Origin of the sequence: Nocardia sp. NPDC005978, assembly GCF_040614455.1 — a bacterium.
Lineage (GTDB): Bacteria > Actinomycetota > Actinomycetes > Mycobacteriales > Mycobacteriaceae > Nocardia.
Window position 1 is genome coordinate 1 of sequence record NZ_JBEXUS010000088.1, and the last position, 22,641, is coordinate 22,641.

The window sequence follows — 22,641 nt, forward strand, 5'->3', positions numbered from 1 at the left end:
GGTGGGCCCCGCCCACCCGCGCCACACCCCCGGTACCTCGGGGGCGCTTATACCCGCCGCCTTCAACGGCCCCGGGCGGCCCCCACTGGGGCGCCGCCGGGGCCGTAGTCAGTTGCAAGTGCAGAGCTCACCCGTGCTTGCCCCGAGGGTGTGGCATCCCGCCCAGGCCCGAATCACGATCTTTCGATCGCCCAGGCGACGGCTGATCTCGTACCGGTCGGGGTAACTCCGGGGGCACGCCCAGAATCGGTTCGGCACCCAACCGTCGCCCGCATGCATGGCGGGCGACGGATCTCAGCCGGGCGCTGAATATTCGGGGAGGCGGGGGAGCTCAGCCCAGGCGCTGCTTCAGGGCCTCGAACTCGTCGCGCACGCCCGAGGGCAGCTTGTCGCCGACGAACTCGAACCACTCCTCGATCATCGGGAGCTCGCGCTTCCACTCCTCGGCGTTCACCACGAGCGCCTCGTCGACGTCGGCCGCGTTGACGTCCAGACCCTCCAGCAGGAGGTTGGAGGCGTGCGGCACGGTGCCGATCGGGGTGGCCTCGCCCTGGGCGGTGCCCTCGATGCGGCCGACGATCCACTCCAGCACGCGGGAGTTCTCGCCGAATCCGGGCCACAGGAAGCGGCCATCGCCGCCGCGGCGGAACCAGTTGACGTAGAAGATCTTCGGCAGCTTCTCCGCGTCGGCGTTCTTGCCCAGGTTCACCCAGTGGTTCATGTAGTCGCCCACGTGGTAGCCCAGGAAGGGCAGCATGGCCATCGGGTCGCGGCGGACGGTGCCGACCTTGCCCTCGGCGGCGGCGGTCTGCTCCGAGGACATCGTGGCGCCCATGAACACGCCGTGCTGCCAGTCGAAGGACTCGGTCACCAGCGGGACGGTGGTCTTGCGGCGACCGCCGAACAGGATCGCCGAGATCGGCACGCCCTGCGGGTCGTCCCATTCGGGAGCCAGGGTCGGGCACTGCGACATCGGGGTGCAGTAGCGCGAGTTCGGGTGCGCGGCAAGCGTCTCGGACTCCCGCTCGTACCAGTCGTTGCCCTTCCAGTCGATGAGGTGATCGGGCTGGCCCTCGAGGCCCTCCCACCACACATCGCCGTCATCGGTGAGCGCCACGTTGGTGTAGACCGTGTTGCCCGCGTCGATGGTGGCCATCGCGTTCGGGTTGGAGGAGTGGTTGGTGCCCGGCGCGACGCCGAAGAAACCGAACTCCGGATTGACCGCGTACAGGCGGCCGTCCGCGCCGAAACGCATCCACGCGATGTCGTCGCCGAGGGTCTCGGCGCGCCAGCCCGGGATGGTCGGCTGGATCATCGCGAGGTTGGTCTTGCCACAGGCCGACGGGAAGGCGGCGGCCACGTAGTAGTTCTTGTTCTCGGGCGAGATGAGCTTGAGGATGAGCATGTGCTCGGCCAGCCAGCCCTCGTCGTGCGCCATGGCCGAGGCGATGCGCAGCGAGTAGCACTTCTTGCCCAGCAGCGCGTTGCCGCCGTAACCCGAACCGTAGGACCAGATCTCGCGGTCCTCGGGGAAGTGGGTGATGTACTTGGTGTCGTTGCACGGCCACGGCACGTCGGCCTGGCCCTCGGCCAGCGGGGCGCCCAGCGAGTGCAGCGCCTTCACGTACGGGCGATCGGTGCCGAGCTTGTCCAGCGCGGCCGAGCCGGCGCGGGTCATCACGCGCATGGAGACCACGACGTACTCGGAGTCGGTGAGTTCGACGCCCAGCTTCGGGTCGTCGGCGCCCAGCGGGCCCATGCAGAAGGGCACCACGTACATGGTGCGGCCCTTCATGGAACCGCGGTACAGCTCGGTCATGGTGGCGCGCATCTCGGCCGGGTCGACCCAGTTGTTGGTCGGGCCCGCGTCGGACTCGTTGCGCGAACAGATGTAGGTGCGAGATTCGACGCGCGCGACGTCGGAGGGATCGGAGAGGGCCAGGTACGAGTTCGGCTTCTTCTGCTCGTTCAGCTTCTTGAACGTGCCGGCCGCGACGAGCTGCTCGGAGAGCCGCACCGCCTCTTCCTCGGAGCCGTCCACCCAGACCACGCGATCGGGCTGGGTGAGTTCTGCGACCTCCTGTACCCAGGCAAGCAGTTCCTTGTGCTCGGTGGGCGCGGTGCCATCGTGAAGACCAGGAATGGTCGCTGAGGTCATGAAACAACTCTCCTGAGATAGGGGGCCCGGGGTGCTCGCGACACCGAGTGCCACCAATTGCGGCAAGGCGGCCACCACGACTTGCCGATAGCCGTCCCGGCTGGACGGCGTACAAGGACCAAGCGGACGCCCAGGTTCCTGCCATAGAGGTTAACGCCATATATCCCGGCGTATGGAATCGGGTTGTCCAGTCGGTACCGGGTCGAAACCTCCGACCAGCGACTATGCGAATTCGAGTGCGGTCAGGTCACGTTCACAAGCGGTCAGTAAAGCGGGCCTACGCTGGGCGGCCTGCCGCAATCGCGCCTCCAATTCCCCTACCCGACGGTCTGTTTCGACGAGTCGGGCGGTGCTCGAGGTCACCACATATTCGGTAAGCCGTTCCTCGGCTTCCACCAGGGCCGTCGCGACCCGCTGTTCCAGCTGCGCCTTCACGTTGACCAGCACGTCGGCGACCCATTGGCCGAGATGCGCGCGGTCGGCGAGTTCGCGGCGGGCCCGCACGACCCAGGCCGCGACGGCGGCGCCCAGCAGGAGACTGACCGGCACGATTCCGTATTCCAGGGCCTCCCAGAGGGCCAGCGGGGCCATCATCAGCCGGCCCAGCCCGAACCCGGCGGAGGCGCCCAGCGCGATCATCAGATGATCTTCGACACCCCGGCAGCGCGGATCCGGTCCGGCGCCCACCCGCGGCCGCCGATCTTCGTGTCGCACCCCGGGCGTGTCGGGGGCCGGGGGCGGTGTGTCCCCGGCGATTCCGACCGACCGCTCGACCAGGCCGGTCAACTCGGCGAGTCGCGTCCGCACCGCCCGGTCGATCTCCCGTGTGATCTTTTCCACTGCGTCCTGCAGGACGCGGGGATACGCCGGCTGCCGGGCGCGGGGCAGTCGTTCGATCTCCGCCCGCGCGCCGGTGTGCAGCCCGCGCACCCGCACCCCGACGTCGTGCACGAGATCCACGCGCGCCAAATGCAATCGATTCCGCAGCAGCGACATGGCGGGCCCGCGCCCGCCGTCCCCGACCGCGAGCAGGGCGGCCCGCTCGGCACGCAGTGCCGCGACATCCCCGCCGTCGCGCAGCTTCCCGAGCTCCAGGCCGATCCGTTCCCGCGTCTGGGCGAGCACTCGCGCGCGCACCAGCGCTACCTGGTCCCCCACCGCCCCCGCGCCCGCCGCGGCCACCAGCCGGGCGTGCAGCAGCCCCAGACCCGACCGATCCGCCAGCGCCGCATCCCCGTTCGCCCGGGCCAGCGCCGCCAGGCGCGCCGAGACCGGAACGATGTCGATCGCCGCCCCGGCGCCCAGGACCCGCGCGTCCGCGGCGAGAACCGCCCGCCACTCCGCATGCGCGGCAAACCCCTCCAGCGCGAACACGATCCGTGTTCCCGCCGCCCGCAGCGCACACACCACCCCGACGGTCTCCCGCCCGACCGGCGCCCCCGCCTCCAGAACGACGCACGCCACGGCCACCGGCCGCCCGCCCGCGCGCCACGGAGCCCCCGCGCCCGAAATCCGCGTCCCCGCAGCGCCCGAAACCCACGCCCCCGCTGCGGCCGCACCCGAAACGCACGTTCCCGCTTCCGCGCCGCCCTCGATCGCACCCGCACCCCTGACCACCGATTCCCTCGGCTCCGAATCGAATTCGACCGTCCCCCACCCCGCGCCCCCACCGTCCACTACGTCCACCCGCGGCACACATCGAGCCAACTCGGCCCGCAACAGCGCCGCGCCCCATTCGTCCCCACCCAGCAACACCACTTCCCCACTTCGCCCGCACCCCCCGCTCCCCACGGCCAGCAACAAGGCCAGCCCGTGCGGGTTCCACCGCCCCACCACCTTCTCCACCCCCGGCTCCAACACCGCGACCCGCTCCGGCACCCCCGCCACCGGCTCGGCCGGCACAACCGACGTCTCTTGCAGCCGCACCGGCTGCTCCACGGGCACAGCCGCCCGCTCCGGCACGGACGTCACCGGCTCGGCAGTCACAACCGCCGACTCCCGCGGCCGCGCTGACAGCTCCGCAGGCACGGTCGCCCGCTCCGGCGCGGACGTCACTGGTTCGGCTGCGACAACCCCCTCCCCCGCTCCGGTCAACCCCGCATCCGGTCCACCAACAGCCGTGGCCCCCACCATCACCGAAGTGGACGAGCTCTCGCCGCTCCGGCTGTCCAGCCCGGCTTCGTTCCGTTCGGCTGCCGGACGCCGATCGGTCTGCTCCGCGTCCCCCGCCCCGCTCGCACCTCCCGCCGCGGGCAAGGCACACCGGTGCTCCGGCAAATCGAGCGTGCCGAACAACTGCCCACCGCTCCGAGGCGTCACTCCACCCGGCTCACCGTCCCCGAGCTGCCCGGCCCCGCCCAACGACCCTCCCCCGTACGAGATCACCCGCCAACACCCGTAATTCGTCACCGAACCCGTCCCCGACTTGCCCCGGCCCAACTTGGGTGCCCGGATGCGTGGGCCGACTCATCGCAGTGGTGTTCACGGTCCCACCAACGCTCGCGTCGTCTCGCCCCGACGACACACGACGCGGCACACCCGGACGGGCCCGCGCTCGTCCAACGACCCATCGCAAGGCCACCGGCAACCACGCCCGGGACGGATCGAGTCACCGCGTGAGCCGGAGGTCCGAGGCGGCTCAATCGAACGGTTCGGGCGGCGGAGGGGGGTGGGGCGGGGCGGACTCGGCGAGGCGGGTCGCGGCGGCCACGTAGCGGGTGTGGAGCTCCTCGTGGAGGGGGTCTATGCCGCTGGCGGAGTGGAGGATCTGGAGGAGGGGGCGGGGGTGGAGGGTGGGGGCGTGGTTCAGGGCGGTCAGGGCGCAGGCGACGCCGTAGAGGGTCCAGCGGTCCAGCAGGGTTTGGCGGGCGGGGGCGTCGGTGGCCAGGGACGGGTCCGTGAAGAGCTCGGGGAGGAGGGTGAAGGCGGGGGGCGTGTGGTGGCGGTGGCGGTGCAGGGTGTGCAGGTCGGCGGGGGTGAACGTGCCGGTGCGGGTGCGGGCGGCCAGGGCCGCCACCACGGGGAAGGTGCGGTGGCCCAGGACGCGGGTGAGGCGGTCCGCGACGGCGGCCGCGTCGGGCCAGCGGCAGCCGATGGCGTCGGCCTTGTTCAGGACCACGAGGGTGCGGGCCGGGGACAGGGTGGCGAGCAGGCGGCGGTCGGCCGAATTCGCGGCCCCGGGCAGGACGTAGAGGACGAGGTCGGCGTCCAGGATCGGATCGGCGCGACCCGGAACATCCAGCGGCGCCGTCTCCCGCGCCGACAGCAGGGACAGCGCGTCTCGCAGCGTCGACTTGCCGGCGCGCGCTCGGCCGGTGATCTGAATGCGCGGGGACGGCCCGTGCGGCACGCGCGCAGCCTAGCCCGGACCCGCTCGCGCACGGGGTGATTCGCTCCCGCACGCCCGAAATGTGCCCTTCAACAGGACAAACCGACTCATACCACTGCGGGTCCAACTGTGCGACAGCGCAATTCATCGACGCACGGTCTTCCCACCCCCTCCGAAACCACCTACTGTTTCGATCCGGTCGGCGGCACCGCCGACAGCGGTGCAGACGGTTCCCCCGAGCCCGATGACCGGGACTCAGCGAGGAAGGTCGCCAGCAGCCGTGACCAAGCACAATGCCGACGGCGTGGACACCACACCGGCCTATCCGGATTCCCTTACGGGACAGCCGGACTCGGCGGCACAGCGCCCCGACGCGAACCTGACCGCGGCCGCCGACCGCCGCGCCGCCGGCGCCGCCCGCCCGGTCCCGCCCGGCCGCGACCCCTTCTTCCACACCCCGCCGGGCCTGGCGATGCAACCCCCGGGCGCCATCCTGCGCACCCGCCCGGTCGAACTCGCCCTGCTCGGGGTGATCCCGCAGCAGGTCACGGCCTGGCAGCTGCTGTACCGCAGCAACGATCTGCACGGCCGCCCCGAGGTCGCCGTCACCACCGTCCTGCTGCCCCGGGGCGCGACCCCCGACGCGGCTCGCCCGCTACTGGCCTTCCAGTCCGCCCAGGACTCGGTGACCGATCGCTGCGCCCCGTCCTACGCCCTGCGGCGCGGCGCGCTCGCCCCCGGTTCGGTCACCCAGTGGGAGTGGATGCTGGTCGCCAACGCCCTGCGCCGCGGCTGGGCGGTGACCATCGCCGATCACGAGGGCCCCAAGGGCGGTTTCGGCGTGGCCCGTGAACCCGGCTACCGCACCCTCGACGGCATTCGCGCGGCCCTGCGTTTCGCCCCGCTCGGCCTGCGCCCGGAAACCCGGATCGGGGTGTGGGGCTATTCGGGCGGCGGCATGGCGAGTTCGTGGACCGTGGAGATGGCCCCGGAGTACGCCCCCGAACTCGATATCGCCGGTGCGGTGCTGGGCGCGCCGGTCGGCGACCCGGCCGCGGTCTTCCTGCGCCTGGACGGCGGCCTCTACGCCGGGTTCCCGGCGATCGTCATCGCCGCGCTGCAGCAGGCGTACCCCGTGCTCGCCGACGTGGTCCGCAAGGACTTCACCCCGGCCGGCCATCGCCTGCTGCGCCGCGCGGAGCAGTTGGGCCCGATCGCCGCGCTGCCGCTGCTGGTCGGCTGCCGCCTGGAGGACTACCTGCACCGCCCGCTGGCGCAGATCCTGCCCGAGCTCGAGGACATGTTCGCCGACATCCGCCTGGGCAACACCGCCCCGGCCTGCCCGATCCTGGTGGTGCACCCGGTCCGTGATCAGGTCATCCACGTGTCGGGCATCGACGCCCAGGTCGAGCGCTACCGGGCGAACGGCGCGGCGGTCTGGTACCTGCGGGATCGGCTCAGCGAGCATTTCTCGCTGCTGCCGCTGGCGACGCCCCTGACCCTCGATTGGCTGGCCGATCGGCTGGCGGGCAAAACTCTCAGCGAACCCACAACCGAGACCGTCTGGTCGGTGGCGCTGCCGCCCGCCCGCTGGCGCGGGCTGCTGGAATTGGCAACCACCGCAATGCGAGTCACGCTGGGGCTCTCGCTCGCGCAGCAGTCGCCGCAGGTCGCCGCCGAGGCGCCGGGTCTGGCGGCCTGAGCGCCGATACGCTCCCCAACACGTAGTCGATTGCTGCGGTAACTACTCAATACTGGACAATGGACGCCGTGAACGACGCCGCGAACCACACTGCCGAGTCAGTCCCCGGGCCGCGGTCCGCCGACCACGCGGGCGCGGACGCGCACCCCGGCGCGGGTGTGGATCGTCCCCGCGACAATCGTCTCTACCCCCGGGTAACGAGCTTCCGGTCCCGCCGGGGCGCCCTGACCCAGCCGCAGCAGCAGTCCTGGGAGCGCATGTGGCCCGCCATCGGCCGCGAGGTGTCCCAGGACAAGCTCGACGCCGACGAGTGGTTCGGCCGCAGCGCCCCGCTGATCATCGAAATCGGCTGTGGCACCGGCACCGCCACCGCGGCGATGGCCCAGGCCGAGCCGGAGTTCAATCTCATCGGGGTCGAGGTCTACCGCCCGGGTCTGGCACAGCTGGTGCAGCGCATCGAGCGCGAGTCGATCGACAACATCCGGCTGCTGCGCGGCGACGCGGTCTCGGTCCTCGAGCACATGATTGCTCCGGAGTCGCTGACAGGTGTCCGGGTGTTCTTCCCGGACCCCTGGCCGAAGGCTCGGCACCACAAGCGCCGGCTGCTGCAGCCCACCACGCTGACACTCATCGCCAGTCGGCTGCGTCCGGGCGGCGTGTTGCACGTCGCGACCGATCACGCGGATTACGCGGAACACATTGCCGAAGTCGGCGCGGGAGAATCGCAGCTCATCGGCATGAATGCGACCACGGGCGGGGACCCGGCGCAGTATCTTGAAAACGCACCGATCGGTTTTGAACGCCCGATTACCAAGTTCGAGGGCAAAGGACTCCGCGCGGGTAGCGCGATCAATGAGTTCATCTGGGGGAAGATCGAATCATGAGCGTCAGTGAGATGGCCCCGGAGGTCGCGGATGTTGCCGGAATAATGCACGGCGCCGGGTCGTCGGAACTAACCGGCAACACGAGCCTCTCGGGCACCGGATCGGACGTGCGCCGAGTTCTCCTCGTGTGGGACGCCCCCAATTTGGATATGGGACTGGGAGCCATTCTCGGTGGCCGCCCGACCGCCGCCTATCGCCCGCGTTTCGACGCACTGGGTCGTTGGCTGCTCGCCCGGACCGCCGAACTCTCGGTCGGCAGTCGCACCCGCGTGGAACCCGAAGCCACCGTTTTCACCAACATCGCGCCCGGCACCGCCGACGTGGTGCGCCCCTGGGTGGAGGCGCTTCGCAATGTCGGCTACGCAGTCTTCGCAAAACCCAAAATCGATGAAGATTCCGACGTCGACAGCGATATGCTCGCCCATATCGAGCTACGCCGCCGCGGCGCGGGGCTGGCCGGAATCATGGTCGCCTCCGCCGATGGCCAGGCGTTCCGCGCACCACTCGAGGAAATAGCCGCCAGCGGCGTTCCCGTCCAGGTGCTGGGATTCCGCGAGCACGCGAGTTGGGCGGTCACGTCGGATATTCTCGAGTTCATCGATCTCGAGGACATCCCGGGCGTGTTCCGTGAACCGCTGCCCCGGGTCAGTCTCGAGTCGCTGCCCGACGAGGGAGCATGGCTGCAGCCGTTCCGGCCGCTGTCAGCGCTGCTCACCTCCCGCCCCGCTCAAGGAGTCGCTTAGTGTTCACCCGCTGGGGCGACCTGGTCTACAAACTGCGCTTCACAGTTCTGGGCTTGGCGATCGCCGGGTTTCTCGGGCTCGGCGCCTTCGGGCTCGGGGTAGAGAGCCATCTCAGCTCCAGCGGCTGGTTCAACCCGCATTCCGAGTCGACCAAGGCGGCGGTCCTGCAGGACCAGACCTACGGCCGCGATCACAACAGCGACATCGTGCTGCTGTTCAGCGCGCCCGAGGGCAAGACGATCGACGACCCGGAGTGGAGTGCGAAGGTCGTCGAGGCCCTCAATCGGCTGCCCGAGGAATACCCCGAGATCTCCAAGGTCAACGGGTCGTACTGGCGGACCACCACCGGCGAGTACTCGCCGAGCTTCTTCGGTTCCAAGGACAAGAAGCACGCGTTCGCCACCCTCGCCCTGGCGGGCAACAACGACAACGACATGCTGCGCAGCTACAAGGCCGTGCAGAACGCCTTCGAGATCCCGGACGTCACTGTCGAGGTCGCGGGCATGCAGCCGATCGCGTTCACGCTGAACGACACCATCTCCAGCGACGTCAAGCGCATGGAGATGCTGGCGCTGCCGGCCGTCGCGGTGCTGCTGTTCCTCATCTTCGGCGGCATCGTGGCCGCCTCGCTGCCGCTGATCATCGGCGGTCTGACGATCATCGCGTCCAACGGCATCATCATGGGCCTGACCAAGTTCACCGAGGTGAACTCGTTCGTCATGGCCGTGGTGTCGATGATCGGCCTGGGCCTGGCGATCGACTACGGCCTGTTCATCGTGAGCCGTTTCCGCGAGGAACTGGCCGAGGGCTACGACACCAGGGCGGCGGTCCGGCGCTCGGTGCAGACCGCGGGCCGCACCGTGTCCTCCTCGGCCACCATGATCATCGCCGCCAGCGCGGGCATGCTGCTGTTCCCGCAGGGCTTCCTCAAGTCCGTCGCCTACGGCACCATCGCCGCCGTGCTGCTGGCCATGGTCTCCGCGCTCACCGTGCTGCCCGCGATCCTGGGCATTCTCGGCCCGCGCGTGGATGCGCTGGGCCTGAAGTGGATTCGCAAGACCAAGACCGCCGAAGAGGTGGAGAACGGCCTCTGGGGCCGGCAGACCGCCTGGGTCATGAAGCATCCGCTCAAGGTCGCGATTCCGCTGACCATCGTGCTGCTGCTGCTCATCATTCCGGTGAAGAATCTGCAGTTCGGCGGTATCAGCGAAACCTATCTGCCGCCGGACAACAAAGTTCGTGTGGCACAGGAACATTTCGACGAGATCTTCCCGCTGCGTAAATCCGATCCCGTGCAGCTGGTCATCGTCACCGACAATTCCCGCGATATCGGCGCGATTCTCACCCAGGCCAATCAGGCTCCGGGACTGGTGAAGAACTCCCAGTTCGGCATTCCGGCGAAACCGCCGAACGGCTCGAACGTGTGGAAAACCGAAGCCACCGTGGTGACGCCGGATCATCCCGAGGAGACCGTGGATTATCTGCGGTCGATGGATGTGCCCGAGGGCGCGGAGGTGATGGTCACCGGGCAGCCGGTCATGATGATGGACAGCATCAATTCGCTGCTGGACATCATGCCGATCATGATCGCCCTGGTGCTGCTGATCACCACGATCCTGATGTTCCTCACCTTCGGATCGCTGGTGCTGCCGCTCAAGGCCGCGCTCATGAGCGCGCTGGGCCTTGGCTCCACGCTGGGCATCCTGACCTGGATCTTCATCGACGGGCACGGCGCGGGGCTGCTCAACTTCACCCCGCAGCCGATCATGTCGCCGATTCTGGTGTTGATCATCGCGATCATCTACGGCCTGTCGATCGACTACGAGGTATTCCTGTTGTCGCGCATGGTCGAAGCGCGCGCGCAGGGGGCGAGCACGACCGAGGCGGTCCGCATCGGCACCGCCCAGACCGGCCGCATCATCACCGCGGCCGCGGCCATCCTGCTGGTGGTGACGGGCGCGTTCGCCTTCTCCGAACTGGTGATGATGCAGTACATCGCCTACGGCATGGTGGCCGCGCTGCTCATCGACGCGACCGTGCTGCGCATGCTGCTGGTGCCCGCCACCATGAAGCTGCTCGGCGACGACTGCTGGTGGGCTCCGGCCTGGATGAAGAAGGTGCAGGAGAAGATCGGGCTCGGTGAGCCGATCCTCGACGACGAGCGGCCGGGCGGCGGCGAAGTGGTCGACCTGGTCAAGACCACGCCCATCACCGATCCGGTCACCATGCAGATGCCCGCGCTGACCGACAGCCAGGCGATTCCGCGCATTCGCCGGCCCAAGCCCGCGCGCATGATCGACATCGACGTGGACGGCAACGCGCCGACCCAGCAGATCAGCGATGTGAAGGCGGCGGGGACGGGCAAAGCCGGGGACGCCGCCGCACCCGGCGGGGCCGCCGCACCGGCCAAGCCGATCGGCGCGGCCGCACCCGGCGCGGCCAACGGCGTTCCCGCACAGCCGAACAACGGCGCCGGGAACGGCTTCACCCGCACCCCCGGGCACGGTGTCACCCCGCGCACGGTCGCGCAGCCGGGACGCGAGTCCGCCGAGCCCGGTTCCGCCCGGGGCCGGGACGCGGGTTTCGCGCAGCCGCCCAAGCCCGTGAATCCCGTGATTCCGGCCGTGTCCCAGTCGGATTCGAAGCCCGCGCATCCGATCGGCGCGGAGCGCGTGCTGCCCCCGCCCGGCAGCAACATCCCGCCGCATCCGGCGACCCGCGCGCAGCTGTATCAGCCCGGGGCCGATCCGGCCGCACCGGCGGATTCCGGTGCGGAGCAACCGCATCCGGCCCACCATTCGCTCGACGATCAGCCGGCCGGGGACGGTCGCAGCAATATCGAGCAGTGGATGTCGGATCTGCGGTCCGCGCGCCGCCCGGCCGAACAGCCGGACGACGAGGGCAAGCATCGGGGCAGCGACGGTCGCACCGTCAGCGTGAACGAATTGCTGCGCAGGCAGAACCGGGACTGATTCCCGCAGGCGACGAAAGCCCGGCCGTGCGTCGCACGGCCGGGCTTTCTCGTCGGATCAGGTTGCGGACGGGGTGGATTGGGCCGACTCGGCGAAGGCCCGGGCGTAGCGGGTGCCCGCCAGCAGCAGGAGCACGCCCACCACCAGGAAGGCGCCCGCGCGCACCAGTCCGTCCAGCGTGGCCAGGTCGAACAGGAACAGCTTGGCGAGCGAGGCCGCGGTGACCAGCAGGCCGGCCGCGAGCGCCACCTTGGCCGCCTGCGGGGTGCGGGCGAGCCTGCGCAGGCCGTAGAGCAGCGCGGTGGTGGCGGCTGCCATCCAGATGACGGTGGCGATGCCGTGCCCGGCGAGGAAGCCGTCGCGGCTGCCGGTGGCGACGCCCGCCGAGACGGTCAGCGCGGTCACCGCGTAGAGGGCCGCGATGCCGCCCACGACCCCGAGCGCGCTGGCGTCGCTCTCGGAGTCGGCCAGCCCGAGGCGGCGGGCGCACCGGAACCCGGCGGCGAGCACCGCGAGCGCGGCCACCGCGGCGAGAGCGGTCGAAATCCCCAGGTAGCGTTCGGCATCGGCCTGGGTGGCGAGCGTGGACGGGTTGACCCGCTCCAGGAAGGCCAGGGTGCCGATGACCGCGAAGGCCGCCCCGAGGCCGGTCGCCAGGCGCGAGCGCTGCTGCCCGGCCACCGCCAGGAAGCCCAGTGCCGCAAGGTAGAGCGCGATCGGCAGGGTCTGCACCCGGGTCACCCCGACGCACGCCTCGAGCAGGGCGCAGGACCCGGCCACGGCGGCGACGGCCGCGAGATGACCCGGAATGCGCACGCGCTCCGCGAGTTTCGCGGCCCACGGCAGTGCGGCGACGAGCAGCAGCACCGTGGCGAAGACCGCGGCCACGATCACCGAGGTACGGCGCTCGAACATGGCCGGCGCGGCCAGCAGCGGCACCGTGGCCACGGCGAAGGCCAGACTCGCGGTCAGGTCGCCGGCGCGCTTGCGCAGCACCACCAGCGCACCCGCCAGGCCGATCACCGCGACGGCGACGGCGGCGGCCAGAACCTCGTAGCGGTGGCCGCGCGCGGCGTCGCCCAGCGCGGCCACGGCCACGGCGAAGAAGGTGGCCAGCGCCGCGGGCAGGGTCCGCACCAGGTGCAGCCACGGCCAGTCCCGCACGACCTGCACGGGCACCGCGGCGAGCTGCAGCACGATCAGGAACACCAGCAGCGCGATTCCGGTGGCGACCGACGGCGACAGCAGCGCCGCGCCGAGCACGACCAGCACCGCCAAAGCCTGTGCACGCCAGTGCATCGCGAGCGCGACACCGCCCGCCGCGATCCCCAGCGCGACCCCGTACCCGATGACCGGATGCAGCCACCCGTACACGGCGGTCACCGCGACGACGGTCAGGTATCCCCCGGCGATACCCGTGGCCGCCAGCGCGACCGCGCCCACCTGTCCGCCGGCCCGTCCGTGCACGCGCACGGCCACACCCACCAGCGCGGCCGAGAACACGGCCCCCGCGACAACTCTCGGCACCGGCCCGAAGATCCCGGCCTGCGCCGCCAGCACCAGCAGCATCACCACGCCGATGAGGGTGACCCCGACCCCCGCGACCGCCAGCAGCCGGCTGACCACCCCTTCGCGCTGCCACCACGGCGTCCGCACCGGTCGCGGCGGAACCCGTCGCGGGCCCTGCGGCGGCGGCATGGCCCCGTACACCGGCTGCCCCACCGCCCCGGCCCGCGGCGGCCCGCCCATCCACCCGGCCCGCGTCTGCCCCGGCATGCCCGCGGGCGCCCCCGGATAGCGCGGTGCTCCCCCGAACTGCGGCGGTAGCGCTCCCCCGGGCGGCGGCACCGGCACACCCGCCGGAACCTGCCAGGCGGAGGCACCCGCTCCGGCCTGTCCCGGCCCCGCTGGCACCGCGCCGGGAGTACCCGAACCACCCTGCGGAATCGGCTCCGCCGCAGCGGTTTCGAACGAAGCGCCGGTGGAGCTCGGTACACCGGAGCTCGCGGCGGCAGCGGCCGGGGCCGGTCGCGCCCATTCTCCGGGCGGCGGCACCGGACCGCCCGCCACGGGGATCGGGGCGGGCGGGGTGACTGGCTGATGCGGCGCGAAAACCGTTGTCGCGGCGGCATCCTGGGCGGTCTGACCGGCACGATCGGCGACGAGCTGGCCGCGCAGGACCTCGAGGTCCCGGCCGAGGGTGCTCATGTGGTCGCTGAGCGAGGTGAATTCGGTCGACAGCCGAGCGATCAAACGGGGATCGATGGCGGTATTCATGCAGCTAAGCCTCGCTACCAGCGGCTTCACCCACATGAGTAGAAACCCCCGCCACCCGCCCGATTCCTACCCCAACTACGCGAAACGCTCCCTGATCATCGGTCACGCACGAGAATCGCAGTCGAAGGAGGCGACGATGACGCGAGATTCGAGCGAGCACGGGGACGATCCGCCGGTCGACCCGGACGCGGTTCCCCGCACGCAGGAGACAGCTGCCGAAACCACCGATGCGGCGCGCGCCGAACTCCGGAAGAAGCTAGCGGCCTGGATCAAGACCGGCGGGCTACAACAGCTCGCCGAGTAGCGAGGACCCGATGCGAGTCGGGTCGATCAGGCGGACCGGTAGGCGGCGGCGCGGGTCGGGGTGCGCAGATCTCGGCGAATAGGACGTGCTCTACAGCGTTCGACGCGCCACCGAACTCGAGCGAGTCAGGCACAATCTTCGCGGCTTCGACTAGCTATCGACGCCCGACGACGCCTGGGATCGCGTGAACAAGGTTCGGATCCAACGCATTCGGGTCGGCAATCACCGCGTCGTGTCGCCGCCCGGCCCGGCGGTGGCGGCTGTCGCGGAGCGGCCCCGGCGGGTCGTGCACACCACGACGGAGATTTCGACATGATCGCCGAGGGCGCCGCGGAGCCCACCCGCCGGATCGGCGCCGCCGGTCAGGCCGACTGACGGCCGGCGGCGCGGGTCAGGGTGGCGCGGACCTCGGCGATTATGCGGGTGGGGGCCTCGAGCATCGGGACGTGGCCTACGCCGGTCAGGGGGCGGACGTCGAGGGTGGGGGTGGTGGGGAGGGTGGGGTAGAGGTGGGCGGGGAGGATCCGGTCGTGTTGGGGGAGCAGGATCGTGACGGGGGTCGTCAGGGCTTCCAGGGCCGTGAAACCGTTGGGGAGCAACGGGTCTCGGGTCAGGTCCGTGGTGATGGTGCAGCGGGTCACGGCGGCGGCCATCGCCTTCGCGAGCTGGTTGGGGACCGCGGCGGGGCGGTGGGCCAGCAGGGGGAGCAGCAGGCTGCGGAGCATCGTGGGCATGGCGGGCGGTTGATCGGTGGAGATGCCGACCACGGGACCGAAGACCAGGAACTTGCGCAGCAGGGCGTCGGCGGCCTGCGGGGTGCGCCACAGGCCCGCGGGTGCGATGGCGGTGACCGACCGGGCGCGCCCGCGCGCGGCCAGTTCCAGGGCGAGCCAGCCGCCGAGCGAGTTTCCGACGATATGCGCTGTGGGCCAGCCCGCTTCGTCGAGCAGGGCCTCGGCGAAGTCGGCGAGCGCGGCGACGGTGACCGGGCGCGCGGGTTCGGGACCGCCGTAGTGTCCGGGCAGGGTCGGGGCCAGGATCTCGTGATCGGTGGCCAGATCGTCGATGACCGGAATCCAGGACTGCCAGGTCAGCAGCACCCCGTGCAACAGCAGCAGCGGTTCGCCGCGGCCGGTGCGCACCAGTGGTTTCGGAATAGCGCCCGCCGCCCCGCCTTCGACCATGCGCGTGAGGATACCCGCCGGAACCCCGCGGTGCCGCAGCCCATTCGGGCCGCGGACGTCAGGCCCCGTTGAGGAATCGACGCCAGTTCGTGCCGAAGGGATGCTTGGCGGTGATCGATCCGAAGCGGATGTCCCCGTGCACTATCAGGTGCAGCGGGCCCATGGGCGGGCCGGTGCGGACCTTGTTGTTCGCGGAGGATCCGACCAGGTCGACGCCGTTCACGTCGACGGTCGCCGCGCCCGGCACGATGAGTTCGATCGAGCTGAAGTAGCCGCTCAGCCGGATCTCCACCACCTGCGTGGACATGATGGCCTGGGTGAAATCGAGGGTGACCCCGCCCATGAAACTCTCCACCGTCAGCGCCGGCGGCACCTGCCAGGTGCCCTTGCGCGTGACCCCGGACATGCGCGCCCGAATCACGTTGCCGGACATCGGCGGCCGCGGATTCGTCAATTGTGCGGCGGCGGTGGCGAATTCGGTGGCGAACTGCGCCCGTCCGCCCGCGAAGGGCCGCGGCGCGGAGTGGACCCGCGCGTTCGGGTAGTGCGGCGCGGGTCCCGGTTGCCCGGCCAGGCGGATGCCGGGCAGATCGACCAGCACGGCGTTGAGCTCGCCGCGCGTCTTGGCCGCCAGCGCGGTGTCCATCCGCTCGGTGAATTCGCCCAGGGACAGCATGCCCAGGCCCACCGCGCGTTGCAGCAGCGTTCCGACGTGTTCGCGTTCGGCATCGCCCACGCGCAGATCGCGATCGCCGATCACGCCCGTCTCGATGCCGGATTCAGGGCCACCCATGCCTTCGAGGCTAGCGAGCCGGGGGTGGTGCGCGCATCAGGGCAATCCCTGAATCCCGCCCGCCACCCGGGGATCGCCCGCCCTATTCCAGGCCCTGTTCGATGGCGTAGCGCGTGAGTTCCACCCGGTTGCCGAGCTGGAGTTTGCGCAGCGTGGACTGCACGTGGTTCTCGACCGTCCGATGGCTGAGGTTCAGGCGGGTGGCGATCTGCCGGGCCGAGAGACCCTTGGCCACCATGCGCAGCACCTCGGTCTCCCGGTCGGTGAGCGCGGGCCGGTGCGGTTCGTCCCGGTCGGCGGGGGTGTTCGCGATGCGCCGGAACTCCCCCAGGACGAGCCCGGCCAACCCGGGGGTGAAGACGGCCTGACCGGCGGCGGTGGCCCGCACCGCGTCGGTGAGTTCGGTCGCCGAGGCGCTCTTGACCAGGTAGCCGATGGCCCCGGCCTTGATGGCGTCGAGCACGTCGTCGCGTTCGGCCGAGGCAGAGAGCACCAGCACGTGGGTGCGCGGCGCGACCCGCAGTACCTCACCGGTGGCGTCCGCGCCGTTGCCGTCGGGCAACTGCATGTCCATGAGCACGACGTCGGGCTGGACGGCGGCGGCCCGGCGGCCCGCGGACGCGACGCCGTCCGCGGTGGCGACCACGTCGAATCCGGCCTCGGCGAGGTCGCGGGCGACGCCGTCGCGCCAGATCGGGTGGTCGTCGACCACCATGACCGTGATCGGCCGGGTTTGTTCGGACATGTGCACCTCCGGTCCCATTGTGAGTCATCGCCGCCGTGGATGGTCACCGCCGCCGAGGCACCCGGAATTCCCATTCCGCGCCGTCGTCCGCCGCGTCCGGCCCGGCCGCCTCGAACAGCAGGTGTGCGGTGCCCTCGATGGCGGCGATGCGCCCGACGATCGACCTCGAAACCCCCATGCGCCCTTGCCCTTCGGCTTCGGCGAGCCGGCCGGACGGAATTCCCGGCCCGTCGTCGCGCACGCTGATGATGAGTTCCTCGCCGGTATCCTCCAGCAGCACATAGGCTTTCGCGCCGGGTCCGGCATGCTGCACCACGTTGGCGAGCGCGGCGGCGACCGCGGCCGAGATCTCGCGGGCTTCCCAGCGCCCGAACGGCACCGGTTCGCCGGGCGTGGAGACCAGGACCGAGGGCGTGGCCTGGGCGGTGAGCAGCGGCCGCAGGTCCACCTCCGGCCCGCCGGCGTCCGAGCGTTCGCCCTGCTCGGAGATGAGCACCCGCAGCGCGACCTCCTGCTCCCCCGCGCGCTGCGCCAATTCGGCTGTCGGGCCGCCGATCTCGGTGCCGCGCCGTTTGATATAGCTGAGCACCTGGAGCACGCCGTCGTGCACCTCGCGGGCCAGTCGCTCGCGTTCCTCGGCCGCGGCGGTGAGCCGTACCGCGCGTTGCAGCTGGGCCTGGGCGCGCCGGGCGGTGTTGGCGGCCAAGCCGATCGCGAGTCCCACCGAGACCAGCACCGGCGCGGTGGCGTCCCGCCAGATGTCGAGTTCCCACTGCTCACGGGCGGTGATGATGGCTGCGGAGATGAGCAGCCCGGACGTGACGCCGCCGAACGGCCCCCACAGGATCGCCGAGGACATGACCGCGTTGGCGGCCCACAGCGTGGTGGGCAGGGTCTGGTGCCCGTGGTACCAGTCGAAGTCCGAGACCAGCCGGGTGGCGAAGATGAGCGCGACGACCACCACGTGGTCGCCGATGACGACGGTGGTCCGCACCCGGCGCAGATTGTGAATCCGCCACTGCGACAACATGACCGCCGATACGCCGGACCACACCGCCATGAGCGCGATGAGCACCCAGCTCAGCCGCTGATTGGTGTAGTACGACACCGAGGCCGCCTGCTGGCCGACCGCGTAGATCAGGGTGACCAGCCGGAACGCCTGCGCGGCCCGCCACAGCGGTGAGGTGGCGGCGTCGTCGGAGGCGGGTTCAGCCGGGCGTGTCACCGGCGGCGCCCGGCTCGGCGGCGGGCGCGGACGCGGTCCGTCCGCTCTCGGTCACCGCGCTCGTCACCCCCGGTTCGGGCAGTCGATAACGATTCGGGTCGGGCGTGTCGGGCTCGGCCGCGAACATCCGCTCGTGCGGGTCCCCGGTGTGCAGATCTTGATACAACTCGTCGGGCGAGTCGGCCAGCAGCGAGCGCATGGCGGTGTTGAGCACGGCCACGAACGGCACCGCGAGCAGACCGCCCGCGATGCCCGCGAGCACCACGCCCGCGGCGATGGCGAGCACGACGGCCAGCGGGTGGATGCGCACCGCGCGGCCCATCAGCAGCGGTTGCAGCACATGCCCTTCCAGCTGCATGACCGCGATGGTGATGCCCAGGACGATGAGCGCGGTGACCAGGCCCTTGGTCATGAGGGCGATGAACACCGCGACCGACCCGGCGATGAAGGAGCCGATGATCGGGATGAACGCGCCGATGAACACCAGCGAGGCCAGCGGCAGCGCCAGCGGGACCTGCAGAATCGCCAGGCCCGCACCGATGCCGATCGCGTCGACCGCGGCCACCAGCACGGTGGCGCGGACGAATCCGGTGAGGGTGCCGAAGCCCAGGCGCCCGGCGGCGCGAACCCGGTCGCGCTGGCCGCGCGGCACCACCCGGGTCATGAATTCCCAGATCTGGTCGCCGCCGTAGATGAAGAAGATGAGAATGAACAGCGTCAGGAACGCGCCGGTGAAGAACTCGCCGATCACGGTGGCGGTGGTGAGCGCGCCGTTGGTGAGCGTGGCCTGATTCGATTCGATCGTCTTGACGATGGTGTCGCCCGCGTTGCGAATCTGCTCGTTGCTCATGTGCAGCGGGCCGTTGATCAGCCAGTCCTGGATCTCGTGCACGCTGTCCTTGAATTCGTCGGACAGCTGCGGCACGCCGACCACGAACTGTTCGACGACGAAGGTCATGATGCCGGCGAGCAGTCCGAGCGATCCGGTCAGCGCGACGAACACCCCGAGCGAACGCGGAACGCCCAGGCGCTGGATCCAATCCACGAGCGGGGAGAGCAGGGCCGCGCCCAGCAGGGCGATGGAGAGCGGAATGGTGACGGCCGAGAGCCGATGCGCCATCCACGCCACGGTCAGAATGGCGGCCAGGATGAGCAGCAGCCGCCAGCTCCATTCGGCGGCCTCGCGCACCAGCGGGTGCACCGCGTCCGAATCCCGTTTGCGCGCCGTCTTCGGCTGATCGGCGTGCCCGTCCCCCGCTTGCACCTCGCTCACCCCCCGAACCCTACTGTGTCCGAATTGACCCGCGCTGTCGCGAACGCGCCGCCGTTCATCCCGTCCGCTCATGCCTTTTCCCTCTCACGCGACGTCACACCCGATTTCAGGTGTATCCGCTCCGGGGAATGGGTAACCCCGAATTCGGCTCTCCGACCGACCGCCCGCCCGCATACGCGAGTCCGGCGGCGCGCAGCCGTGCGCCAAATATTCGAGAGGGGCCATCCGCCGCTAGATTGGTCTTCGTGCCAATGCCCCGGGAAGCAAGCTCAGCCGCAGTCTCCGCGCGGCTGGACGGGCGGCGGACGGGGGCGACATGACGACCGCACGGGATCCGCTGGAAGCGGTCAAGCAGACCATGCGCACACGCTGGCCGCTGTATCTGGCATCGATGCTGGCGGCCAATGCCTTCGGCGCCGTGCTGGTCTGGGCGTTCATCCAGTACGGCCTGCCGGTGCCCGAGGGCGAGACCAGCGCGACCCGCCAGACCGGGCTGCTGGTGCCCGGACTGGTCTTCACCGTCGGCGGATTCCTGAGTCTGACCGCGTCGGCGCTGATGCTGCGCCCGGTCATGCGCTGGCAGATGCGCGGCGGGCCGCCGAGCAGGCAGGAGCAGATGGCGGCGCTGCACGCGCCGCTGCGGCAGGCCATCGTGCACCTGGTGCTGTGGCTGGTGGGCGGCGCGGTGCTGGCCTCGCTGATCATCGTGCGCACCCCGGAGCTGGCGGCGGCGGTGATCGTCACCGAATGTATGGCCGCCACCATCGTTTTCGGCTTCACCTACATGCTGGGCGAGCGCATCCTGCGCCCGGTCGCGGCCGAGGCGCTGACCGCGGGCGTCTTCGACCACACCCTGACCGCCGGTGTCGGCACCCGGATGGCCATGACCTGGGGCATGGGCACGTTCGCGCCGGTGATCGCCATCGTGCTGCTGTGCGTGACGCAGATTTCCGCGCGCGTGCAGTTCTCCGCCCAGTCGCTGGCGGTGTCGATTCTGCTGCTGTGCGGCGTGGTCATCATGCAGGCGCTGGCGCTTTCCATGCTCACCGCGTCGAGTATTTCCGATCCGATTCGGCAGCTCAGCCAGGCCATCGATCGCGTGCAGGAAGGCGCGCGCGACGTTCAGGTGGAAGTTTTCGACGGTTCGGAAATCGGGCTGCTGCAGGTTGGCTTCAACCGAATGATGGGCGAGGCGGCCAAACGCCGGGAACTCCAGGAATTGTTCGGCCGGCATGTCGGTGAGGACGTGGCGCGGCGCGCATTGGAGTACGGCACCGAACTCGGTGGTGAAACCCGATTCGTGGCGGTGTTGTTCGTCGATATGGTCGGTTCCACGGCCACCGCCGCCGAACGCCCGCCGACCGAAGTGGTCAGTCTGCTCAATGAGTTCTTCCGTGTCGTGGTCGATGTGATCGACCGGCATCACGGCCTGATCAATAAATTCATGGGCGATGCCGCGCTCGCCATCTTCGGCGCGCCGCTGGATCGCCCGGACGCGCCGACCGCCGCCCTCGCCGCCGCCCGTGAGCTGCGCGAAGCCCTGCGCGAGGTGCCGGGATTGGATATCGGCATGGGCGTGTCGGCCGGGCTCGCGGTCGCCGGGAATATCGGCGGGGCAAATCGTTTCGAGTACACCGTGATCGGCGATCCGGTGAACGAGGCGTCCCGCCTGACCGAGCTCGCGAAGGACCGTCCCGAGCGCGTCCTGACCTCGAGCAGCGCGCTGTATTTCGCCGATGAGAACGAACAGCGCCATTGGGAAACCGGCGACGAAGTACAGCTTCGCGGCCGGCGGCGAAAAACTCGGCTCGCCTGGCCCCGCTCGAGTAGCGACCTGAGGGGTACAGACGAGGCGGCTACTCGTTCGTTAGGCTGACCCCGTGACGGCCCATGATGAGCTGGCCGGCGATCCTGCGCCGCCCGCGGAGAACTCGCGCCGCGGCAGGTTCTGGTGGGCCAAATGGGTCGTCGGGGCCGCGCTGCTCGCGTTGTTGATTTCCGAAGGCGCATATCTTTATCCGCGCCTAGCCGATTCTTGGAAGAACCTCACCGAAATCCATTGGGGTTGGGTCGCCGCCTGCATCTTCATGCAGGCGGTTTCCATGAGCGGGTACGGCCGCATCCAGAAACAGCTGCTGCACGCGGGCGGCGTCGAGGTGAGCCAGCGCGAATCGGTCTCGGTGGTGTACGGCTCCACCGGTATGGCGCTGACCCTGCCCGCCGGTCAGGTGTTCTCCACCGCCTTCACCTATAGACAGATCCGGCGGTGGGGCGCGAGCCCGATCGTGGCGTCCTGGCAGCTGGTCATGTCGGGCGTGGTCGCGACCGCCGGTCTCACCCTGCTCGGCGTGTTCGGCGCGGTGCTGGTCGGCGACCGCGTCGGCCCGGTGAAGGTGATCGTGTCGCTGGGCGCGGTGGCGGTGCTGATCTGGGCGTTCAACTACGTCTCCAAGCACCCGGGTTCCATCGAATCGCTGCTGCACCGAGTTCTGCACCTGATCAACCGGATTCGGCGCCGGCCGAGCACCGAGGGGTCGGAGAAGATCACCGAGATCCTGGACCAGCTGGAGTCGGTGGATCTGGGCCGCCGGGACGGCGCGCTGGTCACCTGGTGGGCGATCGTGCACCGGATGGCGGACGTGGCCTGCCTCGGCGCGGCGTGTTACGCGGTCGGCGCGGAGCCCAAGCTGGCCGCGCTCATGCTGGTGTTCGCGGCCGGAAAGGCGGTGGGCACCATTCCCTTCGCGCCCGGCGGCATCGTCTACGTGGACGCGACGCTCATCTACTCGCTGACCGTCGCGGCGGCGCTGCCCGCCGCGCAGGCGGTGGCGGCCGCGTTCCTGTATCGACTGGTCAGCTTCATTCTGGTGGCGATCGTCGGCTGGATCGTCTTCCTGTTCCTGTACCGCAAGCCGCATGTCGACGACGCGGAGTACGAGAAGGAGTTCGAGCAGCGCCGCACCGGCGCGCCGAACCGTCCCGCGACCGAGCAGTAGACCGCTCGCACCGCCGCATGTCCCTGCGCGGGGGGCCGATGCGGTGCCGATACCCTG

Annotated in this window: 16 protein-coding genes; 7 read left to right on the plus strand and 9 right to left on the minus strand. The window is 70.2% G+C overall.

All coding sequences use genetic code 11. The features are described from left to right. Nucleotides 1-331: 331 nt before the first annotated feature. The 3 genes from ABZ319_RS30065 to ABZ319_RS30075 all read right to left on the minus strand — a co-directional run bounded on the left by ABZ319_RS30065 (nucleotide 332) and on the right by ABZ319_RS30075 (nucleotide 5,507). Complete coding sequence (locus ABZ319_RS30065) at nucleotides 332-2,158, minus strand: phosphoenolpyruvate carboxykinase (GTP) (RefSeq protein WP_354989883.1); 1,827 nt, start codon at nucleotides 2,156-2,158, stop codon at nucleotides 332-334. Between the two features lie 222 nt (nucleotides 2,159-2,380). Further along, nucleotides 2,381-4,084 (minus strand): hypothetical protein, encoded by a 1,704-nt coding sequence (locus ABZ319_RS30070; RefSeq protein WP_354989884.1) that lies wholly within the window; start codon nucleotides 4,082-4,084, stop codon nucleotides 2,381-2,383. A 712-nt stretch (nucleotides 4,085-4,796) separates the two neighbouring features. Then, complete coding sequence (locus tag ABZ319_RS30075) at nucleotides 4,797-5,507, minus strand: hypothetical protein (RefSeq protein WP_354989885.1); 711 nt, start codon at nucleotides 5,505-5,507, stop codon at nucleotides 4,797-4,799. A 259-nt stretch (nucleotides 5,508-5,766) separates the two neighbouring features. Between ABZ319_RS30075 and ABZ319_RS30080 the strand changes: the two genes are divergently transcribed. The 4 genes from ABZ319_RS30080 to ABZ319_RS30095 are packed head-to-tail and all read left to right on the plus strand — an operon-like array spanning nucleotide 5,767 to nucleotide 11,787. Further along, on the plus strand, nucleotides 5,767-7,188 hold the full coding sequence (locus tag ABZ319_RS30080) for a lipase family protein (protein WP_354989886.1): 1,422 nt from the start codon (nucleotides 5,767-5,769) through the stop codon (nucleotides 7,186-7,188). 59 nt (nucleotides 7,189-7,247) lie between these two features. Next, a complete protein-coding gene (gene trmB, locus ABZ319_RS30085; RefSeq protein WP_354989887.1) occupies nucleotides 7,248-8,072 on the plus strand; it encodes a tRNA (guanosine(46)-N7)-methyltransferase TrmB in 825 nt (274 codons plus the stop codon). After that, nucleotides 8,069-8,815 (plus strand): NYN domain-containing protein, encoded by a 747-nt coding sequence (locus ABZ319_RS30090; RefSeq protein ID WP_354989888.1) that lies wholly within the window; start codon nucleotides 8,069-8,071, stop codon nucleotides 8,813-8,815. Before trmB ends, ABZ319_RS30090 begins: the two co-directional genes overlap by 4 nt. Continuing rightward, on the plus strand, nucleotides 8,815-11,787 hold the full coding sequence (locus ABZ319_RS30095) for an MMPL family transporter (protein WP_354989889.1): 2,973 nt from the start codon (nucleotides 8,815-8,817) through the stop codon (nucleotides 11,785-11,787). The genes ABZ319_RS30090 and ABZ319_RS30095 overlap by 1 nt, the downstream gene beginning before the upstream one ends. 57 nt (nucleotides 11,788-11,844) lie before the next feature. On the opposite strand, the gene ABZ319_RS30100 is transcribed toward ABZ319_RS30095, so the two are convergent. After that, nucleotides 11,845-14,064 (minus strand): DUF2339 domain-containing protein, encoded by a 2,220-nt coding sequence (locus ABZ319_RS30100; RefSeq protein ID WP_354989890.1) that lies wholly within the window; start codon nucleotides 14,062-14,064, stop codon nucleotides 11,845-11,847. Nucleotides 14,065-14,200: 136 nt separating this feature from the next. On the opposite strand from ABZ319_RS30100, the gene ABZ319_RS30105 reads away from it, so the two are divergent. Continuing rightward, complete coding sequence (locus tag ABZ319_RS30105) at nucleotides 14,201-14,368, plus strand: hypothetical protein (protein ID WP_354989891.1); 168 nt, start codon at nucleotides 14,201-14,203, stop codon at nucleotides 14,366-14,368. A gap of 362 nt (nucleotides 14,369-14,730) precedes the next feature. Here ABZ319_RS30105 and ABZ319_RS30110 read toward each other — a convergent pair whose 3' ends face one another. The 5 genes from ABZ319_RS30110 to ABZ319_RS30130 form a co-directional block, all read right to left on the minus strand. Beyond that, a complete protein-coding gene (locus ABZ319_RS30110) occupies nucleotides 14,731-15,552 on the minus strand; it encodes an alpha/beta fold hydrolase (protein ID WP_354989892.1) in 822 nt (273 codons plus the stop codon). A gap of 58 nt (nucleotides 15,553-15,610) precedes the next feature. Beyond that, on the minus strand, nucleotides 15,611-16,309 hold the full coding sequence (locus ABZ319_RS30115; RefSeq protein WP_354989910.1) for a DUF1707 domain-containing protein: 699 nt from the start codon (nucleotides 16,307-16,309) through the stop codon (nucleotides 15,611-15,613). 118 nt (nucleotides 16,310-16,427) lie between these two features. Then, entirely contained in the window at nucleotides 16,428-17,090 is a 663-nt protein-coding gene (locus ABZ319_RS30120) for a response regulator transcription factor (protein ID WP_354989893.1), read from the minus strand. Between the two features lie 43 nt (nucleotides 17,091-17,133). Then, nucleotides 17,134-18,315 (minus strand): DUF5931 domain-containing protein, encoded by a 1,182-nt coding sequence (locus ABZ319_RS30125; protein WP_354989894.1) that lies wholly within the window; start codon nucleotides 18,313-18,315, stop codon nucleotides 17,134-17,136. Further along, nucleotides 18,299-19,579 (minus strand): AI-2E family transporter, encoded by a 1,281-nt coding sequence (locus ABZ319_RS30130; protein ID WP_354989911.1) that lies wholly within the window; start codon nucleotides 19,577-19,579, stop codon nucleotides 18,299-18,301. Before ABZ319_RS30130 ends, ABZ319_RS30125 begins: the two co-directional genes overlap by 17 nt. A 367-nt stretch (nucleotides 19,580-19,946) precedes the next feature. Between ABZ319_RS30130 and ABZ319_RS30135 the strand changes: the two genes are divergently transcribed. After that, nucleotides 19,947-21,464, plus strand: a complete 1,518-nt coding sequence (locus ABZ319_RS30135) for an adenylate/guanylate cyclase domain-containing protein (protein ID WP_354989912.1) — start codon at nucleotides 19,947-19,949, stop codon at nucleotides 21,462-21,464. Nucleotides 21,465-21,468: 4 nt separating this feature from the next. After that, entirely contained in the window at nucleotides 21,469-22,584 is a 1,116-nt protein-coding gene (locus tag ABZ319_RS30140) for a YbhN family protein (protein ID WP_354989895.1), read from the plus strand. Nucleotides 22,585-22,641: the final 57 nt, after the last annotated feature.